An 18,189-nucleotide genomic window follows, 5' to 3' on the forward strand; every position below is an offset into this window, starting at 1 on the left:
CCAATAGGATTTTGCGCTATAATTCAAACATGGCGCCGTCGAAGCGCCTCGCTTCGCAACGGAATGGCCATGGAATGCCGGTGAACGGCAGAACAGGTCAGCGAAAATCTCCTCTTCTGCCGGGGTCCCGGCGAAAGGAGGTGCGTCATGGTACGCAGTATGGTCTACGGCCTCATCGCCGTCATATTGCCGACATTGGTGATCGCGCATCCGCATTCGGCAGCATCGCAGATGATGCGCAGTTGCGCAGGCCGACCCGAAATCGTCAATTTCCTGGACAAGAACTTCGCCGAAAAGCTCACGGCAGTCGGACTGATCAACCAGAACGCCATTCTCGAGGTCTATGCCGCCGAAAGCGGCACCTGGACACTCATCGTCACGGATGTTCACGGGATAAGCTGCGTCCTGCTGTCGGGTGACAGCTGGGACACGATGCCCATCCTGCCGGGCCTTGCGACATAGAGCAATCGCAAATGGGTTTACTTCGTCGCGCCGCGTTTCAGGTGCTCGTCCAGACGCGGCATGATCTCGACGAAATTGCACGGCGCGCTGCGATAGTCGAGCTGTCCTTTCAGAATGCCGTCCCAGGCATCCCGGCAGGCGCCGGGCGAACCCGGCAGCACGAAGATGAAGGTGGCGTTGGCAACGCCTGCCGTGGCGCGCGACTGGATCGTCGCCGTGCCGATCTTCTCGTAGGAGATCCGGTGGAAGATGGCGGAAAAGCCGTCCATCCGCTTTTCGAACAAAGGTTCCAGCGCCTCGGGCGTCACGTCGCGGCCGGTAAAGCCGGTGCCGCCAGTGGTGATGACGACGTCTATGTCTTCGTTCTCAGTCCAGGCCTTCACCCGCGCGGCAATCGCCGCACGATCATCGGGCACGATTCCCCGGTCGACCAGCTTGTGGCCTGCCTCCGTGATCCGCGCCGCCAGCGTGTCGCCTGACTTGTCCGTCTCCGGTGTGCGGGTATCCGAGACAGTCAGAACCGCAATGCCGACCGCGATGAAGGGCCGTTTTTCGTCCAGACCTGCCATCATGCGCCTCCCGATACCGTTTCCGTCGCCTGGAAATACCAGTCAGGGCGCGCGTCGTGAAGAGCTGCCGCCGCATCTTCGGCGGCGGTCATGCTCGCAAATATGCCAAAACAGGTGGCGCCGGAACCGGACATGCGGGTCAGAAGCGCGCCGTTCGCTTGCAGCATTGCCGCGATCGCCGTGATCTCGGGCACGAGTTCGCGCGCCGGCGGCTCCAGGTCGTTGCGAGCAGCAGCAATTGCCGCGAGCCAGTCGGCAGTCTGAGGCCGGCTCGGTGCCAGGCGCAGAGCCGGATTGTTTTTCTCCGCCAGCCGGCGGAAAACCTCGGGCGTCGAGACGCCCTTCAGCGGATTGGCGAGCACCATGGCAAAGGCCGGCAGCTCCGGCACGGGTTCGAGCTCTTCGCCGATGCCGCGGGCAATCAGCGGCCGGCTCTCCAGGCACATCGGCACGTCGGCGCCGAGCTTCAGGGCGACAGCTGCGAGCGCCTCCTCGGGCAACGTCGCGCCCCAGAGCCGCATCAGCCCGCGCAGCGTCGCAGCCGCATCGGCCGAGCCGCCGCCGATGCCGGAGGCAACAGGCAGGTTCTTTTCCAAATGGATGCGGACGGGGAAGGCGAGGGGACCGATCGCCGTGCGCAGGAGGTCGCGGGCCTTCAGCACCAGGTTGGTGCCGCTGTCGCCGGCAAGTGTTCCGCCAAAACGGCCCGACAGGGTGAACTCATCGGTCGGCGACGGCATGAACTCCAGCCGGTCGCCGTGATCTGCGAAGGTCACCAGCATATCGAGCAGATGATAGCCATCCGGCCGCTGGCCCGTCACATGCAGGGCCAGGTTGATCTTCGCGCGAGCTTCCTCGGTGATGCTGGAGCATGATGCCGAAAAGTGTGAGCGGTTTTCGGACGACATCATGCTCTATTTCTTTGACCTGTATCCGGCCAAGTCTATTTCAGACATGCCTCCCGCCCGTCAGGATTTCTTGTCGACCGGCGGCGGAATGACGGGTGCCGGATCCGGCTGCTTCTTGTCGGCCGCCTTGGCATCGTCGCTGGCGGGGGGCAGTCCGTTGGTGACCTTGTCCTTGATCTTCGGGATCTCGGCAGCTTCGGGCTCGGAGCTGAGCGCCCGGTTCCACTGGTAGACGGCCTCGAGCTTGCGCCCGACGCGCCAGTAGGCGTCGCCGAGATGGTCGTTGATCGTCGCGTCGCCGGCCTTGATCTGTGCGGCCCGCTCCAGCTCGTCGACGGCATCGTCGAAGCGGTTGAGGCGGAAATAGGCCCAGCCGAGCGAATCGATGATGTAGCCGTCGTCAGGGCGAAGGTCGACGGCCTTCTTGATCATGCCGAGACCTTCGTCGAGGTTCCGGTTCATGTCGATCCAGGAATAGCCGAGATAATTCAGCACCTGCGGCTGGTCGGGATTGAGCTCCAGCGCCTTGCGGAAGTTCGGCTCCGCCTGGTCCCACTTCTTCAGCCGCTCATAGGCAATGCCGCGCTGGAAGAAGACGCTCCAGTTGGAGCGGCCGGGAAGGGGGCCGATCGCGTCGACGGCCTTGTCGTAATTGGTGGCCATCGCCGCGTAGTCCTTGGCGTCGGAGAGCACGCTGCCATAGGCGAGGTAACTGCGGATGTCCTTCGGGTCGGAGGCGATCAGCGCCTGCAGGTGCTTGCGCGCCTCGTCCACCTTGCCGCCCTGGGCAAGGGCAAGGCCGAGCTGCAGCTCGGAGATGCGCCGCATCGGCGAATTCTCCGGCACCTTCTTGTAGAGCGCGATGGCGCGGTCCATCTGGTTCTGCTTCTCGGCGATGCCGCCGAGCAGCACCAGCGTATCGGCGCTGTTCGGATCGAGCGCATTGGCCGTCTGCAGGTACAGTGAGACGATGTCTTCGGCGCCGTCGCGGTTCAGCGCGCCGCCGACGGAGAAGAGCACGCCGGCAGCCCCTTCTTCGGCCGTCTTGACCTGCTGTTCCTGCTTCTCGTTCTTTTCGATGCTGTCGCGCAGCGCGTTCAGCGGCGCGTAGTTCGGCAGCAGGTTGTCGCCGACGGAAACGGCGTCGAGCGCCTTCTGCTTGTTGCCTTGTGTTGCTTCGAGGCGGGCAAGCGCCATCACCGCGCGCATGAAGGTATCCGGCGCCGTCGCGCCGCCTTCCTTGTCGAGCACGGCATCGTTCAGATGCTGGCGGGCGGATTTCACGTCGCCGGCGACGATGGCGATCGCGCCGGCATTATAATTCTGGAAGATGCGGAACCAGTCCGGCCCCTTCATCTTCTCGACCATGGATAGCGCGTCCTTGCCGCGGCCGGCGCCGACGCGGGCCCAGGCGAGCAGCAGGTCGTTCATCATCCGGTCGAGATCGTTCGGCCCCTTATATTTCAGGATGGACTCGGCGGTCTTGTAGTCGTCGCGGCGCACGGCATCCATGCCGCGCACGATCGTGGTGATGCGCTCGACGGAAGGATCGCCCTTGAGGTCGTTTGCGTATTTGACGCCCTCCTTGATGTCGCCATTGAGCAGCAGAGAGATCATCAGCCGCTGGCGAATCTCGGGATTGCCGGGCTCGATCTGCAGCGCCTTCTTGTAGAGTTCGATCGCCGTTTCGTAGTCATGGTCGACATCGGCGGTGCGCGCCGCAAGGAAGGCGCCGGAGAAAGTGGTCACGCTGTCCGCATCAAAGTGAGCGGCCGTGCCGGCATCGTCTGCCTTGGCCGCATCCTCGGCGTTCACGCCGCCGACACCGCCCAGCGAAAGGACAGCTGCAAGCGCTGCGCTCGTAAGAAGACGGATGGCAAGTCTCTGCCGCATTAGGAAACCTTTCTTCGACAGCGTCCCGACAAATGGTGCCGGTCGCAAAACCAGTTGCGATCACTGATTCACAACAGGATGGCTTTTTTGAAGCGGCGCTGCAAGAAAATCAGCCTGCGATCAAGGACGTTTGATCAATTGACGCGCTCGATGCAGAAGTCGATCACTTCCATCAGGGCGGATTTCCAGACCGTATCGGGAAGGGGCGCAAGCGCGTCCCGTGCGATCGTTCCGTAATGGATCGCGCGGCCGATCGTGTCGCTGAGCGTGCCATATTTGGTGATCAGCCCCAGCGCTTTTTCGAGGTTGGCGTCGGTGCTGTTGCCGGCTTCGATCGCATCGCGCCAGAAGGCGCGCTCGTCCTCGGTGCCGCGGCGATAGGCCAGAATGACGGGCAGGGTGATCTTGCCTTCGCGGAAATCGTCGCCGACATTCTTGCCGAGATCGGCCGCCTTGCCGCCGTAATCAAGCGCGTCGTCGACGAGCTGGAAGGCGAGCCCCAGATTCATGCCGTAGGATTTCAACGCATTGCGGCCGGACCGGCCGACCTCGGCGACGATCGGCCCGACTTCGGCGGCAGCGGCAAAGAGGGCCGCCGTCTTGGCGCGAATGACGGAGAGATAATCGTCCTCTGTCGTCTCCATGTTCTTGGCGACGGAAAGCTGCAGCACTTCGCCTTCCGCGATCACGCAGGCGGCGGAAGACAAGACGTCGAGCGCATCGAGCGAGCCGACATCGACCATCATGCGGAACGCCTGGCCGAGCAGGAAGTCGCCGACCAGCACACTTGCCTGGTTGCCCCAGATCATCCGCGCCGTCGATTTGCCGCGGCGAAGATCGCTCTCGTCGACGACGTCGTCATGCAGCAGCGTCGCCGTGTGCATGAACTCGACTGACGTGGCGAGTTTGACGTGGTTTTCGCCCCTGTAGTCGAACAGCGAGGCGGAAGCCAGAGTCAGCATCGGCCGCAGCCGCTTGCCGCCCGATGAGATCAGATGGTTCGCCACTTCGGGGATCATCTGCACGTCGGAGCCGGCCTTGGACAGAATGAGCTGGTTCACTCGCTCCATGTCCGCCCTGGTGAGATCGACCAATGGCTTGATGGATGCCAGTTTGTTTTTGCTTTCTTCAAGCGGTATGACCACGCCCAACGACCCGGACTCCTGTTCATTCTTTGCACCTGACAATAGAAAGGGGCGATGGACGCGGCAAGGGGTGAATTGTCGCGCTGAGCGAAATTGGAAGGAAAACGACGGCAAATGCATGAGCTTATCCGCGCCAACGACCCCGTTCTTCTCTCCTATGCCGAGAGTTTGATGAAGGATGCGGGAATTCACTGCTTCATCGCCGATCAGGGCATGAGCGTGCTGGAAGGCTCGCTCGGCATGCTGTCGCGCCGCCTGCTGGTGGATGAGGAGATGGCCGATCAGGCGCGCCGCATCCTCATCGATGCCGGTCTCGGTGGCGAGTTGCGCGAGCGGAAGTGAGCTCCGATGACCGGGGAAACCACTGACACCATCGATGCCTTTCATCGCGGCGCCTTCCATGTGATGCAGCCGAAGGGCAGGGGCCATCGCTCCGGCATGGATGCCATGCTGCTTGCGGCCCTGGTCGCCGACGATCGCCCGGTCAGGGTTGCCGATCTCGGCGCCGGCGCCGGTGCCGCCGGCCTTGCCGTCGCCTCGCGGCTTGCCAATACGCAAGTGGTGCTGTTCGAGCGTTCGGCCGAGATGGCCGATTACGCCCGCCGCAGCATCCTCTTGCCCGACAATGCCCATGTCGCGGGCCGCGTCAGCGTCGTCGAGGCCGATGTGACGCTGACCGCCAAGGCGCGCAACGATGCGGGGCTCACCGATGAGAGCTTCCACCACGTCATCATGAACCCGCCCTTCAACGACGCCGGCGACCGGCGCACGCCGGATGCGCTGAAGGCAGAAGCCCATGCGATGACCGACGGCCTGTTCGAAAGCTGGATACGCACCGCCGGCGCCATCATGATCCCAGGCGGGCAAATGTCGCTGATCGCCAGGCCACAGTCGATCGCCGAGATCGTTGCCGCCTGCGGCCGGCGTTTCGGCGGCATCGAGATCACGGCCATCCACCCGCGTCCGGGTGAAAACGCCGTCCGTATCCTGGTGACTGGTATCAAGGGATCGCGGGCGCGGCTGTCGCTGCGCGCGCCTCTCGTCATGCACGAAGAGGGGAGCCACAAGTTCTCCCCTCTCGTCGATGATTTCAACAATGGCCGGGCGGCCTATATGAGACTTTAGGGTCTCCCGCAATTCCGGACGGAAAACCGCTTCACACTTTTCCTGGAATTGCTTCAGCCGGTGACGAAGTCGAAGAGCAGCTTGACGTTCAGCCCGGCGATGACGACCGCGATCAGATAGGCGATGCCGCTCAGCCAGCGGGGCGCCACCAGTTCGCCCATCTTGGCCTTGCTGGCGGTGAACATGACAAGCGGGAAGACGGCGAAGGAAAGCTGCAGGCTGAGCACCACCTGTGTCAGGATCAGCAGCTGTGCCGTGCCCTGATCGCCGTACCAGATGGTGACGATCGCCGCCGGCACGATGGCGATGGCGCGGGTGATCAGCCGGCGTACCCACGGCTTCAGCCGGATCTTGAGGAAGCCTTCCATGACGATCTGGCCGGCAAGCGTTGCCGTCACCGTCGAGTTGAGGCCGCAGCAGAGAAGCGCGATGCCGAAGAGCGTTGGCGCGATGGCGAGGCCGAGCAGCGGCGATAGCAGTGAATGGGCCTCGCCGAGTTCGACGACGTCGGTCTTGCCGTGCGCATTGAAAGCGGCCGCCGCAAGGATCAGGATCGAGGCGTTGATCAGCAGCGCGAAACACAGCGCCACCGTGGAATCGATCGTCGCAAAGGTCAGCGCCTCCCTCTTCTCGGGAACGGTATGGCCGTAGGCCCGCGTCTGCACGATGCCGGAGTGAAGATAGAGATTGTGCGGCATGACGGTCGCGCCGAGAATGCCGAGCGCCAGATAGAGCATCTCCGGATTTGTGACGATCTCGGTGGTCGGGAAGAAGCCGGTGAGGACGGCGCCCCATTGCGGGTCGGCAAGCAGGATCTGCACGCCGAAACAGACCGCGATGACGCCGAGCATCGCGATGATGAAGGCCTCCACCCAGCGGAAGCCGAGCTTTTGCAGGAAGAGGATCACGAAGACATCGAGCGCGGTGATCAGCACGCCGAGTTCGAGCGGGATACCCATCAACAGGTTGAGGCCGATCGCCGTGCCGATCACCTCGGCGATATCGGTGGCGATGATGGCGATTTCCGCAAAGGCCCAGAGCGGCACCGAGACATATCTCGGAAAAGCGTCGCGGCAGGCCTGCGCAAGATCGCGCCCGGAAGCGATCGCCAGACGCGCACAGAGCGCTTGCAGCACGATCGCCATCAGGTTGGAAAGCAGCGCGACGGTGAGCAGCGCGTATCCGAATTTCGAGCCGCCGGCGAGCGATGTCGCCCAGTTGCCGGGGTCCATGTAACCGACCGCGACCATGTAGCCCGGCCCGGCGAAGGCTGCCGCCCTTCGCCATTTCGAGCTGTGCCGCCCGGTTCCGACGGTGCGGTAGACATCGGAAAGCGATCCCTCTCCGCGTTCGTGCCGCCAGCCGCTCTTTGCATTCGGATTGAGGACGTCCATGCGATTTTCACCTGTTTTATCGTCAGCGCAATATGACGGATTAGAATGATAATGCAAGTCATTCGCAACAACAAAATCAAACCTGATGTTTTCAGGCCCGATGTTTTCAAGAACGCGGCCATTGCGTTTGCCGTTCCAGCGCATACATGGATGCCGATCGCAAACTGCGATCCTGCGACCCGAAGCGAAGGATGGAAAATGGCCGGATTCTTGAGAAAACTGATGCCGAGACGGTTCCGCAAGGACGGCATCACCATCCCCGTCGTCCGGCTGCAGGGGGCGATCATCAGCGGCGGCGGCCAGTTCCGGCCGACCCTCAATCTGGCCAATGTCTCTCCGGTTCTGGAAAAGGCCTTCGCCATGAAGGACGCGCCGGCAGTCGCCATCTCCATCAATTCGCCGGGCGGCTCGCCCGTCCAGTCGCGCCTGATCTTCACCCGCATTCGCGAGCTCGCCCGCGAGAAGCAGAAGAAGGTTCTGGTCTTCGTCGAGGACGTCGCCGCCTCCGGCGGCTACATGATCGCGCTTGCCGGGGACGAGATCATTGCCGATGCCACCTCCATCGTCGGTTCGATCGGTGTCGTCTCCGGCGGTTTCGGCTTTCCCGAACTCTTGAAGAAGATCGGCGTCGAACGCCGCGTCTATACGGCGGGCGAAAACAAGGTGATCCTCGATCCTTTCCAGCCGGAAAAGGAAAAGGATATCGAGTACCTGAAGAGCCTGCAGCTCGAAATCCACCAAGTCTTCATCTCGATGGTGCGCGAGCGTCGCGCCGGCAAGCTGAGGGATGATGCGACGGTCTTTTCCGGCCTGTTCTGGAGCGGTACGCGCGGCCTCGAGCTCGGCCTCATCGATGGCCTCGGCGACATGCGCCAGGAATTGAAGAGGCGCTACGGCCAGAAGACCAAGCTGGAGCTCGTCACCGCCGGCCGAGGCCTGTTCGGCCGCCGGATTCCAGGCGTGTCGCCGGTTTCGCTCGAGGGCGCTGCATCCGGTCTCGCGACAGGGCTTGTCGAAGCGGCGGAAGAGAGAGCATTGTGGAGCCGTTTCGGGCTTTGAAGGGAGCAAGAGAGGGGCATGCCGCAGTTAATTACCATTCTGATCCTGGTCTTCTCAGCCTGGTGGCTTTACCGCCGCTTCGTCTCTGACGCCCGCAAGCTCGCCGAAAAGTCGCGCCGTGCTGAAAAGGAGCGCCAGACCGGCGCGATCGGCACGCTGGTCAAGGACCCGGCGACCGGAGAATACCGGCTGAAGCGCGAGGGCGAATAAGAGGCGTGTCCCTTCTCCCTTCGGGGAGAAGGTGCCCGTAGGGCGGATGAGGGGGCCGCACGGCACGCCATTCATTGCCCTTCGCTTGCGCTCAGTGCATTCGCGGCTTTGCCGCTCACCCCCTCATCTGCCCTGATGGGCATCTTCTCCCCGCCGGGGAGAAGGGATATGCGGCGCGCCCAACGAAATGCAGAGAGGACGGCGGAATTCCTCTTCCATATCGGCATTCGACGCTTCTCCGCCGCTGCAAAAGTCTTGACCCCTGCCGCCCTCCATGGCACCTGTCGCGCCGATAAATCCCATGCAATCGGTGCCGTTCGATGTCAGCTATCCCAGACCATATGAACCCGAAGCGCTCCTTCCAGGCGCTGATCCTGACCCTGCATAACTACTGGGCGGACAAGGGTTGCGCGGTGCTGCAGCCCTACGACATGGAAGTCGGCGCCGGCACCTTCCACCCGGCCACCACGCTGCGCGCCCTCGGCCCCAAACCGTGGAAGGCTGCTTACGTCCAACCGTCCCGCCGGCCGTCCGACGGTCGCTATGGTGAGAACCCGAACCGGCTGCAGCATTATTACCAATACCAGGTCATCCTGAAGCCGAACCCGCCAAACCTGCAGGAGCTTTATCTCGGCTCGCTGGCGGCGATCGGTCTCGATCCGCTGCTGCATGATATCCGCTTCGTCGAGGACGACTGGGAAAGCCCGACGCTCGGCGCCTGGGGCCTCGGCTGGGAATGCTGGTGCGACGGCATGGAAGTCTCGCAGTTCACCTATTTCCAGCAGGTCTGCGGTATCGAATGCTCACCGGTCGCCGGCGAACTGACCTATGGTCTCGAACGCCTCGCCATGTATGTCCAGGGCGTCGACAATGTCTATGACCTGAACTTCAACGGCCGCGACGGCGACGAGAAGATCAGCTATGGCGACGTCTTCCTGCAGGCCGAGCAGGAATATTCGCGCCATAATTTCGAATTCGCCAATACCGAGATGCTGCATCGCCACTTCGTCGATGCCGAGAAGGAATGCCGGGCGCTGCTCGATGCCGGTGCCCCCGGCGACAACGCCAACCAGCGCCTGCACAAATGCGTCTTCCCGGCCTATGACCAGTGCATCAAGGCAAGCCACGTCTTCAACCTGCTCGATGCCCGTGGCGTCATCTCGGTCACCGAGCGCCAGAGCTATATCCTGCGCGTGCGCACCCTTGCCAAAGCCTGCGGCGAAGCCTTCCTGCTGACTGACGCGGGCGGCGTCAACCTGTCGAAAGAGGCGGCTTAAGAGCCGTCTCGAGAAAATTCCGTCGCTTCTGGAGCTATGCTTCTTTTGTATTGCGTGAACCGCCCCCACATTGTCTTATTGGGTGTTGCGGTCAGGTATAGCTTCGGTATCTCTTTTGAAGAGCGATATTCTTTATTTTAAAATCTCATTTGAAAATTGCGCAGGCAGGATGCCGCGAATTTTCTCATGGCTGATGTCATGTGCAATTCTTGTCTTGCTGACCTCGTGCAGCGATTTTGACAAAGAGTTCACCGTCCGGTCGGCAAAAAGCACGATCGACGTCTCCCTCGACGGTACTGCCCTGGTGTCGGAAAGCTTCGATATCTCCGTCAATAAGATGGAAAACTACGGCGGCTTTTACGTTGATATCCCTCAACGTTTCACCGATGCGTCAGGCGGAGTTCACTGGCGGGATTTCGCTCTGGTCGCAGCCCGGCGTGACGGATCCGACGAATATTATTTCAAAGAAAACAACGTGCCGGGCTATTCGATCTATATCGGTAAGGAGCACTGCAAACGCTGCCCTGCGGATCTGTTCATGGGCGTCACAAAGATCCAGATCGCTTACCGGCTCGGCCGTCTGGTCCGTCAGGAAGGCGATCGCCAGGTTCTTTTCCTGCCGGCCTATATGGGCCGTGTCCATGACCAGGGCGCAAAAAAAACGCTTACTCTAGGGGTGCCGCCCGGCGGTGCGCTGCGCCCTTCGCGCGATGATCCGGCGGCCTATGAGATCATACAGAAGGCACCGGATGAGTTTGTGGTGTCTATTGCGGCAGGCAAGAGGGATCGGGTTCTGCAGGACATCGAGATCGAATATCCCGGAGGGACTTTTCTGGGTGGAACGAGCGACTGGCGGATGCGGTGGTGGTTCTCGGATCACTTTCTCCCATTCCTGAGCATTTTAGGGCCGCTGATCGTCGGTCTGGTTGTTATCCTCAAATTTCGACCTTCGTGGCTTTTGCCTGCACCATTGATAGTTGTCGACGTCAAAATGACGGAGAGCATATCTCCGGCTCTGGCAGCCTATCTGTTCCAGAACTGGAAGGCAGACGCGGCAAAAGCGGCCTTCATGGCGTCTGTCTGCCATCTCGCAGTGAAGCGAACGCTTCGCATTTCCAGCCTGGATGAAAATGCGGATGCCTCGGACTTATTGTCAAAGCACGAGCGCAGGAGGGGCAAGGCGGGTCGCGGCAAATGGTATGGCCTTCCGGCTGCGACGCGGTTGGTATTCGGGCGCATTGGGAAGGAGCGGTCTGTCGGTGATCGGCGCAGAGTTAAAAATGCCCGGCCTGATGTGAGAGATCAACTACACAGAACAGTTACTGAGGAATATCAGAAGGTTAGAGGCATAGATCGGTGGAGCTTGGCGGCCGTAGTCTCAATTCTGGCTCTTGGCATTGCCGTCGCTTGTTTTTCGGGCCTTTTGATCTTTTCTGCGGCCATCTGCGGGATATTGTTGATCCTTTTCCTGGTTCTAATGATGGTCCGGCACCCAGAGCAGTTTCCCGTGCCAACCGACGGCTTCGAGCGGTTCAAGCGGGCGGTTAGTCTGTTTGTGGGTTTCCCGGTGATGGTGATTTTTGCGATTTCCTATATTGGCACGACTGAGGTTATTAGCGAACAACGGCCATATCTGGTGGCGATTTTGTTGAATATTGTCGGCATGGTCATTGTTCTGGCAATGCTGCGTATGCCCACGCCGAAGCAGCGGCGGATACATACTAACATACTCATTTTGAACCGCTATTTGCGCGGCGAGATCGATGGTCCCGCAATGTCGATCGAGTGTTACGAGCACTACCTGCCTTTCGCCGTCGCGCTTGATGTCCAGCATTACTGGACCGAACGCTTCAATTTCTGGCGAGAGAGCGAGAAGATGGATGCCTATGCTCCTGATTGGCTGATAGGCTCTCAGACGGACGGTATTATCAAAGTCTCATCGAAATCGGCCGAAGAATGACTGCGCCAAGATGACTTTGCTATTCCGAATCACTAACGTGCGATCATCAAATCGGGGGAGCTCATCTGCATGTATGTGATACTCGCTATTATCGTTGTCATCGCGCTCTATCTCATCTTCGTCTACAACGGCCTGGTTCGCGCGCGGCAGATGGCGGAAGAGGCCTGGTCGGGCATCGATGTCCAGCTCAAGCGCCGTGCCGACCTGATCCCGAACCTGATCGAGACGGTCAAGGGTTATGCCGCCCATGAAAAGACCACGCTCGAAGAGGTGGTTGAGCTCCGCAACAAGGCGCAGGCCGTTCCATCAGGCGATGTTGCGGGCAGGGCGCAGGCGGAAGGTCTGCTCGGCCAGGCGCTCGGCCGGGTCATCGCGCTCGCCGAGGCCTATCCCGATCTCAAGGCCAACCAGAATTTTGCCGAGCTGCAGGCTTCGCTGGAGACCATGGAAGGCGAGCTGCAGATGGCCCGGCGTTATTACAATGGTGCGGCCCGTGACCTGAACGTCAAGGTCGAAAGCTTCCCCTCCAATCTCGTCGCCGGCCAGTTCGGATTCTCCAAGCGGGAATATTTCGAAATCACCAACGAGGCCGACCGCGCTGTCCCCACCGTGAAATTCTGACGATCCGGCATTTTGCCTTTGCCAGAAAGCGATTAAGAGCAAGGGCAAATCGCGGCCGGCGAGAACAGGATGATTTTAGGCCCGGTCGGCCTAAAATCTGAATCCTATTCTCAATTAAAGAGTTAGAGCATGATGTCGTCCGAAAACCGCTGCACACTTTTCGGCATCATGCTCTGAGCATGTCGCGCAAAAGTGTGCAGCGGTTTTGCGATGACGACATGCGCAAAACCAAAGACCTAAAGCGTGGCAAGCGAATCTGAAAGATCGCGGCGCGCTTTAGGGTCGCCTATGGACGGAAGAACAGCATGACACGCACAGCCAAACTCACGATCATCCCGCCGGGAAAACCGCTTTCGGGCCGCGCCATGCCGCCGGGCTCCAAGTCGATCACCAATCGCGCGCTTCTGCTCGCCGGCCTTGCGAAGGGCACGAGCCGGCTGACCGGGGCGCTGAAGAGCGACGATACGCGCTATATGGCCGAAGCGCTGCGTGCCATGGGTGTTTCGATCGACGAGCCAGACGATACCACCTTCGTGGTTATCGGCAGCGGCAGGCTGCTGCCGCCGAAGGCGCCGCTCTTCCTCGGTAATGCCGGCACGGCGACACGCTTCCTGACGGCCGCTGCGGCTCTGGTCGACGGCACCGTCATCGTCGATGGCGACGAGCACATGCGCAAGCGCCCGATCGGCCCGCTGGTCGAGGCGATGCGCACGCTCGGCATCGACGTGACCGCCGAGACCGACTGCCCGCCGGTCACCGTCAAGGGCACCGGCCGCTTCCAGGCCGACCGCATCCGCATCGATGGCGGCCTGTCCAGCCAGTATGTTTCGGCGCTGCTGATGATGGCGACCGGCGGCGACCGGCCGGTCGACATCGAACTCGTCGGCGAGGATATCGGTGCGCTCGGCTATATCGATCTGACCACGGCGGCGATGAAGGCTTTCGGCGCCAAGGTCGAGAAGACCAGCCCCGTCACCTGGCGCGTCGAGCCGACCGGCTACCGCGCCGCCGATTTCATCGTCGAACCGGATGCCTCGGCTGCGACCTATCTCTGGGCCGCCGAAGTGCTGACCGGCGGCGCGATCGATCTCGGTGTTCCCTCCGACGCCTTCTCGCAGCCGGATGCGCGCGCCTACGACATGATCGCCCGTTTTCCGCATCTGCCGGCAGAGATCGATGGCTCGCAGATGCAGGATGCCGTTCCAACCCTTGCCGTGCTTGCCGCCTTCAATGAGACGCCGGTTCGCTTCGTCGGCATCGCCAATCTGCGCGTCAAGGAATGCGATCGCATCCGGGCACTCTCGACCGGCCTCAACCGCATTGTTTCAGGGCTTGCCCGCGAAGAGGGCGACGATCTGATCGTGCAGTCGGATCCCGCACTTGCGGGCAAGCGTCTGCCGGCGGAGATCGACAGCTTCGCCGATCATCGCATTGCCATGAGTTTCGCGCTCGCCGGGCTGAAGATCGACGGCATCACCATTCTCGATCCCGATTGCGTCGGCAAGACCTTCCCCGCCTATTGGCGGACGCTGGCGGCACTCGGTGTGACCTATCAGGACAACGATTGACGAAACGCAGCCGAGGCTGCCGGCGGGGAGACAGGGATGGGGCGTCGGTTTTTCGGATTTTGCTTTGCACTGCTGTTGACACTCGCCGCCCCAGCGGCCTTTGCCGCCGAGGTGATCGACAGTTTCGCCTCCGACATCACGCTCGAAAAAAGCGGTGCAATGACGGTGACGGAAACGATCACTGTTAATGCAGAGAACAACCAGATCAACCACGGCATCTTCCGTGACTTCCCGCTCCATTTCACCGATGCCGCGGGCCGCCGCCGCAGCGTCGATTTCGATGTGGTGTCGGTCCAGCGCGATGGCGATAACGAGCCCTGGCACACCGAATCGATATCGGGCGGTATCCGCATCTATGCCGGTTCTGCCGATGTGACGGTGACGCCGGGCCGTCATCGATATGTCTTCACCTACAGGACCAACCGCCAGATCCGCTATTTCGACGATCATGACGAACTCTATTGGAACGTCACCGGCAATGGCTGGATCTTCCCGATCCGCTTGGCAACCGCGACGGTGAAGCTGCCGCCTGACGTCGGCGCGGCGGAGACGACCTTCTTCACCGGCCCCCAAGGCGCGACGGAAAAGAATGCCCGCGTCAGCGAAACCGGCGCTGGCCTGGTCTTTTCCACCACCGCGCCGCTCGATGCCCACGAAGGCCTAACCTTCGCGATCCGCATGCCGAAGGGTTCGATCGATCCGCCGAGCGCGGATATGGAAAGCACCTGGTGGCTGAAGGACAACCGCAATTATTTCATCGGCTTCGGCGGCCTGATCCTCGTTTTCGCCTATTACACGCGCTCCTGGCTGAAGGTCGGCCGCGATCCTGCCCGCGGCGTCGTCGTGCCGCGCTGGGACGCGCCTGATGGTATCTCGCCGGCGCTGGTCAACTACATCGACAACAAGGGTTTCTCTGGCGAGGGCTGGACGGCGCTTTCCGCCACCGCGCTCAATCTTGCCGTCCGCGGTTACGTCAAGCTCGAAGATCTGGAGAATTCGATCGTCATCCAAGGCACCGGCAAGCCGCTCGGCAAGGAGAAATTCCAGGCCGGCGAGATCGAACTGCTGAAGGTTGCCGGCGGCGCCGGCTCGACGCTGACGATCGACAAGGCCAATGGCGAGCGGGTGAAGTCCGTCGGCCAGGCCTTCCGCTCGGCGATCGAGAAGGAACACCGCGGCAAATATTACAATTCCAACCTCGGTTATACCGCAGGCGGCGTCGTGCTCAGCGCCGCCGCCCTGGTGATACTGTTCGTCTTCGGTTCGCTGGAGCCCGACACGATCGCGCTCATGCTGATTCCAATCGCCATCTCGGTCTTCGTCGCGGTGTTCGTCGCCGGCCTCGTCAGATCGCTGCATCGCGGCAAGTCGCTGTTCGGCAAGATCATCGCCATCATCTCCGCCGCGATCGGCGCCTTCGTCGGCATCAGCATCCTGGCGATCTTGGTGATGGCGCTCACCTCGTCGCTGATGGAGCTGCATGAAACGCCGATGCTCTTTGCCGTCGGCGGCATCGTGCTTTTGAACATCCTCTATTTCTTCATCATGGGCGCGCCGACCCCGCTCGGCGCCAAGATGATGGATGGCATAGACGGCCTGCGCCAGTATCTGACGCTTGCCGAGAAGGACCGGATGAACACGGCCGGCGCCCCGAAAATGTCGCCGCAGCATTTCGAGACGCTGCTGCCCTATGCGGTGGCGCTCGGCGTCGAAAAGCCCTGGTCGCGCACTTTCGAAACCTGGCTTGCGGCAGCTGCCGCCGGTGCGGCCGCTGCCTATGCGCCTGCCTGGTATGCCGGCAATTTCAACAGTGGCAGCTTCTCCGATCGTATCGGCGGCTTTTCCTCTTCCATGGCCTCGACCATTGCTTCGACGATTCTCTCGCCGCCGCCATCGAGTTCTTCCTCCGGTTTTTCCGGCGGCGGCTCGTCCGGCGGGGGCGGCGGAGGCGGCGGAGGCGGGGGTTGGTAGCTTTCCCGCTTGACCTTTCGGTCCTTCGCCCTTAACCGCCAGACGAAACAGGAAAGGGTGGCGCATGAAGGTTCTGTTGATCGGATCGGGCGGACGCGAGCATGCGCTCGCCTGGAAGCTGGCGCAATCGCCGTTGATGACGGAATTCTACGCCGCACCCGGCAATCCCGGCATTGCCGAACACGCCGTGCTGGTGCCCGTTGACATCGAGGATCACCAAGCGGTCGCGACCTTCTGCAAGGACAAGGCGATCGATTTCATCGTCGTCGGCCCGGAGGCGCCGCTGGTTGCCGGCCTCGCCGACCGGCTGCGCGCCGATGGCCTGGCGGTTTTCGGTCCCTCCGCTGCCGCAGCCCAGCTCGAGGGTTCCAAAGGCTTCACCAAGGATATCTGCGCCCGCTACGATATTCCGACAGGCGCCTACCAGCGCTTCAACAATGGACCGAAGGCGAAAGCCTATATCCGCGCCGAGGGCGCGCCGATCGTCGTCAAGGCCGACGGCCTTGCCGCCGGCAAGGGCGTGACGGTTGCGATGACGCTCGATGAAGCTTTGGCCGCCGTCGACGACTGCTTCGAAGGCGCCTTTGGCGCTGCCGGCGCCGAAGTCGTCGTCGAGGCCTATCTCGATGGCGAGGAGGCGAGCTTCTTCTGCCTTTGCGATGGCAAACATGCGCTACCGCTCGCAACCGCCCAGGATCACAAGCGGGTGGGCGAGGGCGATACCGGCGTCAATACCGGCGGCATGGGCGCCTATTCGCCGGCGCCTGTGATGACCGCCCAGATGGTCGAGCGCACGATGAAAGAGATCATCGAACCGACGATGCGCGGCATGGCCGAGAGCGGTCATCCTTTCTCCGGCGTCTTTTTCGCCGGGCTGATGATCACCCAGAAGGGGCCGGAGCTGATCGAATACAATGTCCGCTTCGGCGATCCCGAATGCCAGGTGATGATGATGCGGTTGAAGAGCGATCTCCTGCCGCTGCTGCTTGCCACCGCCAATGGCACGCTCGATCAGGTCAACGCCGAATGGAACGACGATCCGGCGCTGACGGTGGTCATGGCTTCGAAGGGCTATCCCGGCGCCTACGAGAAGAATACGCCGATCCTCTCCCTGCCTGATGCAGGCGAGGGCGAGAAGGTGTTTCATGCCGGCACGGGTCTGAAAGACGGTGCACTGGTTGCGACCGGCGGCCGCGTGCTGAATGTTACCGCGTCGGGCGGCACGGTCGCCGAGGCCAAGGACCGCGTCTACGCGCTGCTCGACAGGGTGAGATGGGAAAACGGCTTCTGCCGGCGTGACATCGGCTGGCGGGCGATCGAGCGCGAAACCGGCTCGGAATGAGTATAAACCGGCCCGTTCTTTAAATTTTTACCCTTTCCCCTGACGGGATAGAAACAAAGCTGCGCTAATTTGCTCCCAAGATGAGACGGAGTAGCGTTGATGCGTCAGATTTTCCTCGGTGCGGCAATCCTGCTGATGGCAGGTTCTGCGATGGCGTCCTCGATAGAGGTGGTCGGCAAGACTGCGCCGCGCGATGATGGCAGCATCGTTACCGAAACCTGCGCCCATTGCCCGCCGCTCCAGGCCGAGCTGACCAAGAAGGACTATACGGTGCCGGAGCTGAAGCCCGGCGTCCTCCAGGCGAGTGAAATCCGCGATGTCGGCGGTGAAAAGAAGATCTATCGCACCGAAGGCTGGATGGGCGGCTCGCCCGTCGTTTTCGTCAGCAAGGCGACGCCTGAATCCATGATTGCGGCCGCGCCGGCGGCGGCGCCGGTAGACGGCATCGACATGAATGCAACCACCGCGGCCGTCATTGGCGGCGACGCCAAGCCCGTTGTGGCAGGTATGGCGGAACAACCGGCAGCGCTTAACGCTTCCGAATTCAAGCTGCGTTTCTAGGAGCAACTTCCAGGAAAGCGCGTAGCGGCTTTCCGCCTGGAATTGCGTAAACAACAAATTCCCTGCCCCCGCCTGATCAAGATTTCGATCGTTTGGGGGGCCACCACTGGTGGGCCGAATGCGC

General features: G+C 61.5%; 17 protein-coding genes. 12 read left to right on the top strand and 5 right to left on the bottom strand.

The window, feature by feature from the left end; translation table 11 throughout:
• Positions 1-147: 147 nt before the first annotated feature.
• On the top strand, positions 148-462 hold the full coding sequence (locus tag AC1ECN_RS13480; protein ID WP_018070116.1) for a hypothetical protein: 315 nt from the start codon (positions 148-150) through the stop codon (positions 460-462).
• Positions 463-479: 17 nt separating this feature from the next.
• On the opposite strand, the gene moaB is transcribed toward AC1ECN_RS13480, so the two are convergent.
• From moaB to AC1ECN_RS13500, 4 genes are all read right to left on the bottom strand, one after another.
• On the bottom strand, positions 480-1,031 hold the full coding sequence (moaB, locus tag AC1ECN_RS13485; protein WP_018070115.1) for a molybdenum cofactor biosynthesis protein B: 552 nt from the start codon (positions 1,029-1,031) through the stop codon (positions 480-482).
• Positions 1,031-1,942, bottom strand: a complete 912-nt coding sequence (locus AC1ECN_RS13490) for a 4-(cytidine 5'-diphospho)-2-C-methyl-D-erythritol kinase (RefSeq protein ID WP_130672033.1) — start codon at positions 1,940-1,942, stop codon at positions 1,031-1,033. The genes moaB and AC1ECN_RS13490 overlap by 1 nt, the downstream gene beginning before the upstream one ends.
• A 57-nt stretch (positions 1,943-1,999) precedes the next feature.
• Positions 2,000-3,832 (bottom strand): tetratricopeptide repeat protein, encoded by a 1,833-nt coding sequence (locus AC1ECN_RS13495; protein WP_130672034.1) that lies wholly within the window; start codon positions 3,830-3,832, stop codon positions 2,000-2,002.
• A gap of 134 nt (positions 3,833-3,966) precedes the next feature.
• Positions 3,967-4,983, bottom strand: coding sequence for a polyprenyl synthetase family protein (locus tag AC1ECN_RS13500; protein ID WP_018070111.1), 1,017 nt, complete (start codon positions 4,981-4,983; stop codon positions 3,967-3,969).
• Positions 4,984-5,091: 108 nt separating this feature from the next.
• Here AC1ECN_RS13500 and AC1ECN_RS13505 point away from each other — a divergent pair, with 108 nt between their 5' ends.
• The gene (locus AC1ECN_RS13505) at positions 5,092-5,319 is read left to right on the top strand and encodes a putative signal transducing protein (protein WP_024321294.1); all 228 of its coding nucleotides are present in this window, start codon (positions 5,092-5,094) and stop codon (positions 5,317-5,319) included.
• 6 nt (positions 5,320-5,325) lie between these two features.
• Entirely contained in the window at positions 5,326-6,102 is a 777-nt protein-coding gene (locus AC1ECN_RS13510; RefSeq protein WP_024321293.1) for a tRNA1(Val) (adenine(37)-N6)-methyltransferase, read from the top strand.
• A 53-nt stretch (positions 6,103-6,155) separates the two neighbouring features.
• On the opposite strand, the gene AC1ECN_RS13515 is transcribed toward AC1ECN_RS13510, so the two are convergent.
• Positions 6,156-7,496, bottom strand: a complete 1,341-nt coding sequence (locus AC1ECN_RS13515; RefSeq protein ID WP_130672035.1) for an Nramp family divalent metal transporter — start codon at positions 7,494-7,496, stop codon at positions 6,156-6,158.
• Positions 7,497-7,694: 198 nt separating this feature from the next.
• Here AC1ECN_RS13515 and AC1ECN_RS13520 point away from each other — a divergent pair, with 198 nt between their 5' ends.
• The 9 genes from AC1ECN_RS13520 (at position 7,695) to AC1ECN_RS13560 (ending at position 18,065) form a co-directional block, all read left to right on the top strand.
• Positions 7,695-8,555 carry a S49 family peptidase gene (locus AC1ECN_RS13520; RefSeq protein ID WP_130654742.1) on the top strand — a complete coding sequence of 287 codons (861 nt, stop codon included), beginning with the start codon at positions 7,695-7,697 and terminating at the stop codon, positions 8,553-8,555.
• Between the two features lie 18 nt (positions 8,556-8,573).
• On the top strand, positions 8,574-8,765 hold the full coding sequence (locus AC1ECN_RS13525) for a membrane protein (protein ID WP_003556931.1): 192 nt from the start codon (positions 8,574-8,576) through the stop codon (positions 8,763-8,765).
• A gap of 320 nt (positions 8,766-9,085) precedes the next feature.
• Complete coding sequence (locus AC1ECN_RS13530; protein ID WP_011650682.1) at positions 9,086-10,042, top strand: glycine--tRNA ligase subunit alpha; 957 nt, start codon at positions 9,086-9,088, stop codon at positions 10,040-10,042.
• 169 nt (positions 10,043-10,211) lie between these two features.
• Complete coding sequence (locus AC1ECN_RS13535) at positions 10,212-12,002, top strand: DUF2207 family protein (protein ID WP_163861944.1); 1,791 nt, start codon at positions 10,212-10,214, stop codon at positions 12,000-12,002.
• 69 nt (positions 12,003-12,071) lie between these two features.
• Positions 12,072-12,623, top strand: a complete 552-nt coding sequence (locus AC1ECN_RS13540) for a LemA family protein (protein ID WP_130672036.1) — start codon at positions 12,072-12,074, stop codon at positions 12,621-12,623.
• A gap of 305 nt (positions 12,624-12,928) precedes the next feature.
• The gene (locus AC1ECN_RS13545) at positions 12,929-14,191 is read left to right on the top strand and encodes a 3-phosphoshikimate 1-carboxyvinyltransferase (RefSeq protein ID WP_130672037.1); all 1,263 of its coding nucleotides are present in this window, start codon (positions 12,929-12,931) and stop codon (positions 14,189-14,191) included.
• Between the two features lie 36 nt (positions 14,192-14,227).
• Positions 14,228-16,162, top strand: a complete 1,935-nt coding sequence (locus tag AC1ECN_RS13550; protein ID WP_163861941.1) for a DUF2207 domain-containing protein — start codon at positions 14,228-14,230, stop codon at positions 16,160-16,162.
• Positions 16,163-16,226: 64 nt separating this feature from the next.
• A complete protein-coding gene (gene purD, locus AC1ECN_RS13555) occupies positions 16,227-17,504 on the top strand; it encodes a phosphoribosylamine--glycine ligase (protein WP_130672039.1) in 1,278 nt (425 codons plus the stop codon).
• 99 nt (positions 17,505-17,603) lie between these two features.
• Positions 17,604-18,065 carry a plant virulence effector HPE1-like domain-containing protein gene (locus AC1ECN_RS13560; protein ID WP_024321287.1) on the top strand — a complete coding sequence of 154 codons (462 nt, stop codon included), beginning with the start codon at positions 17,604-17,606 and terminating at the stop codon, positions 18,063-18,065.
• The last annotated feature ends 124 nt before the right edge of the window (positions 18,066-18,189 follow it).

The sequence above is a fragment of the Rhizobium sp. 01N447_2 genome, from assembly GCF_056399245.1.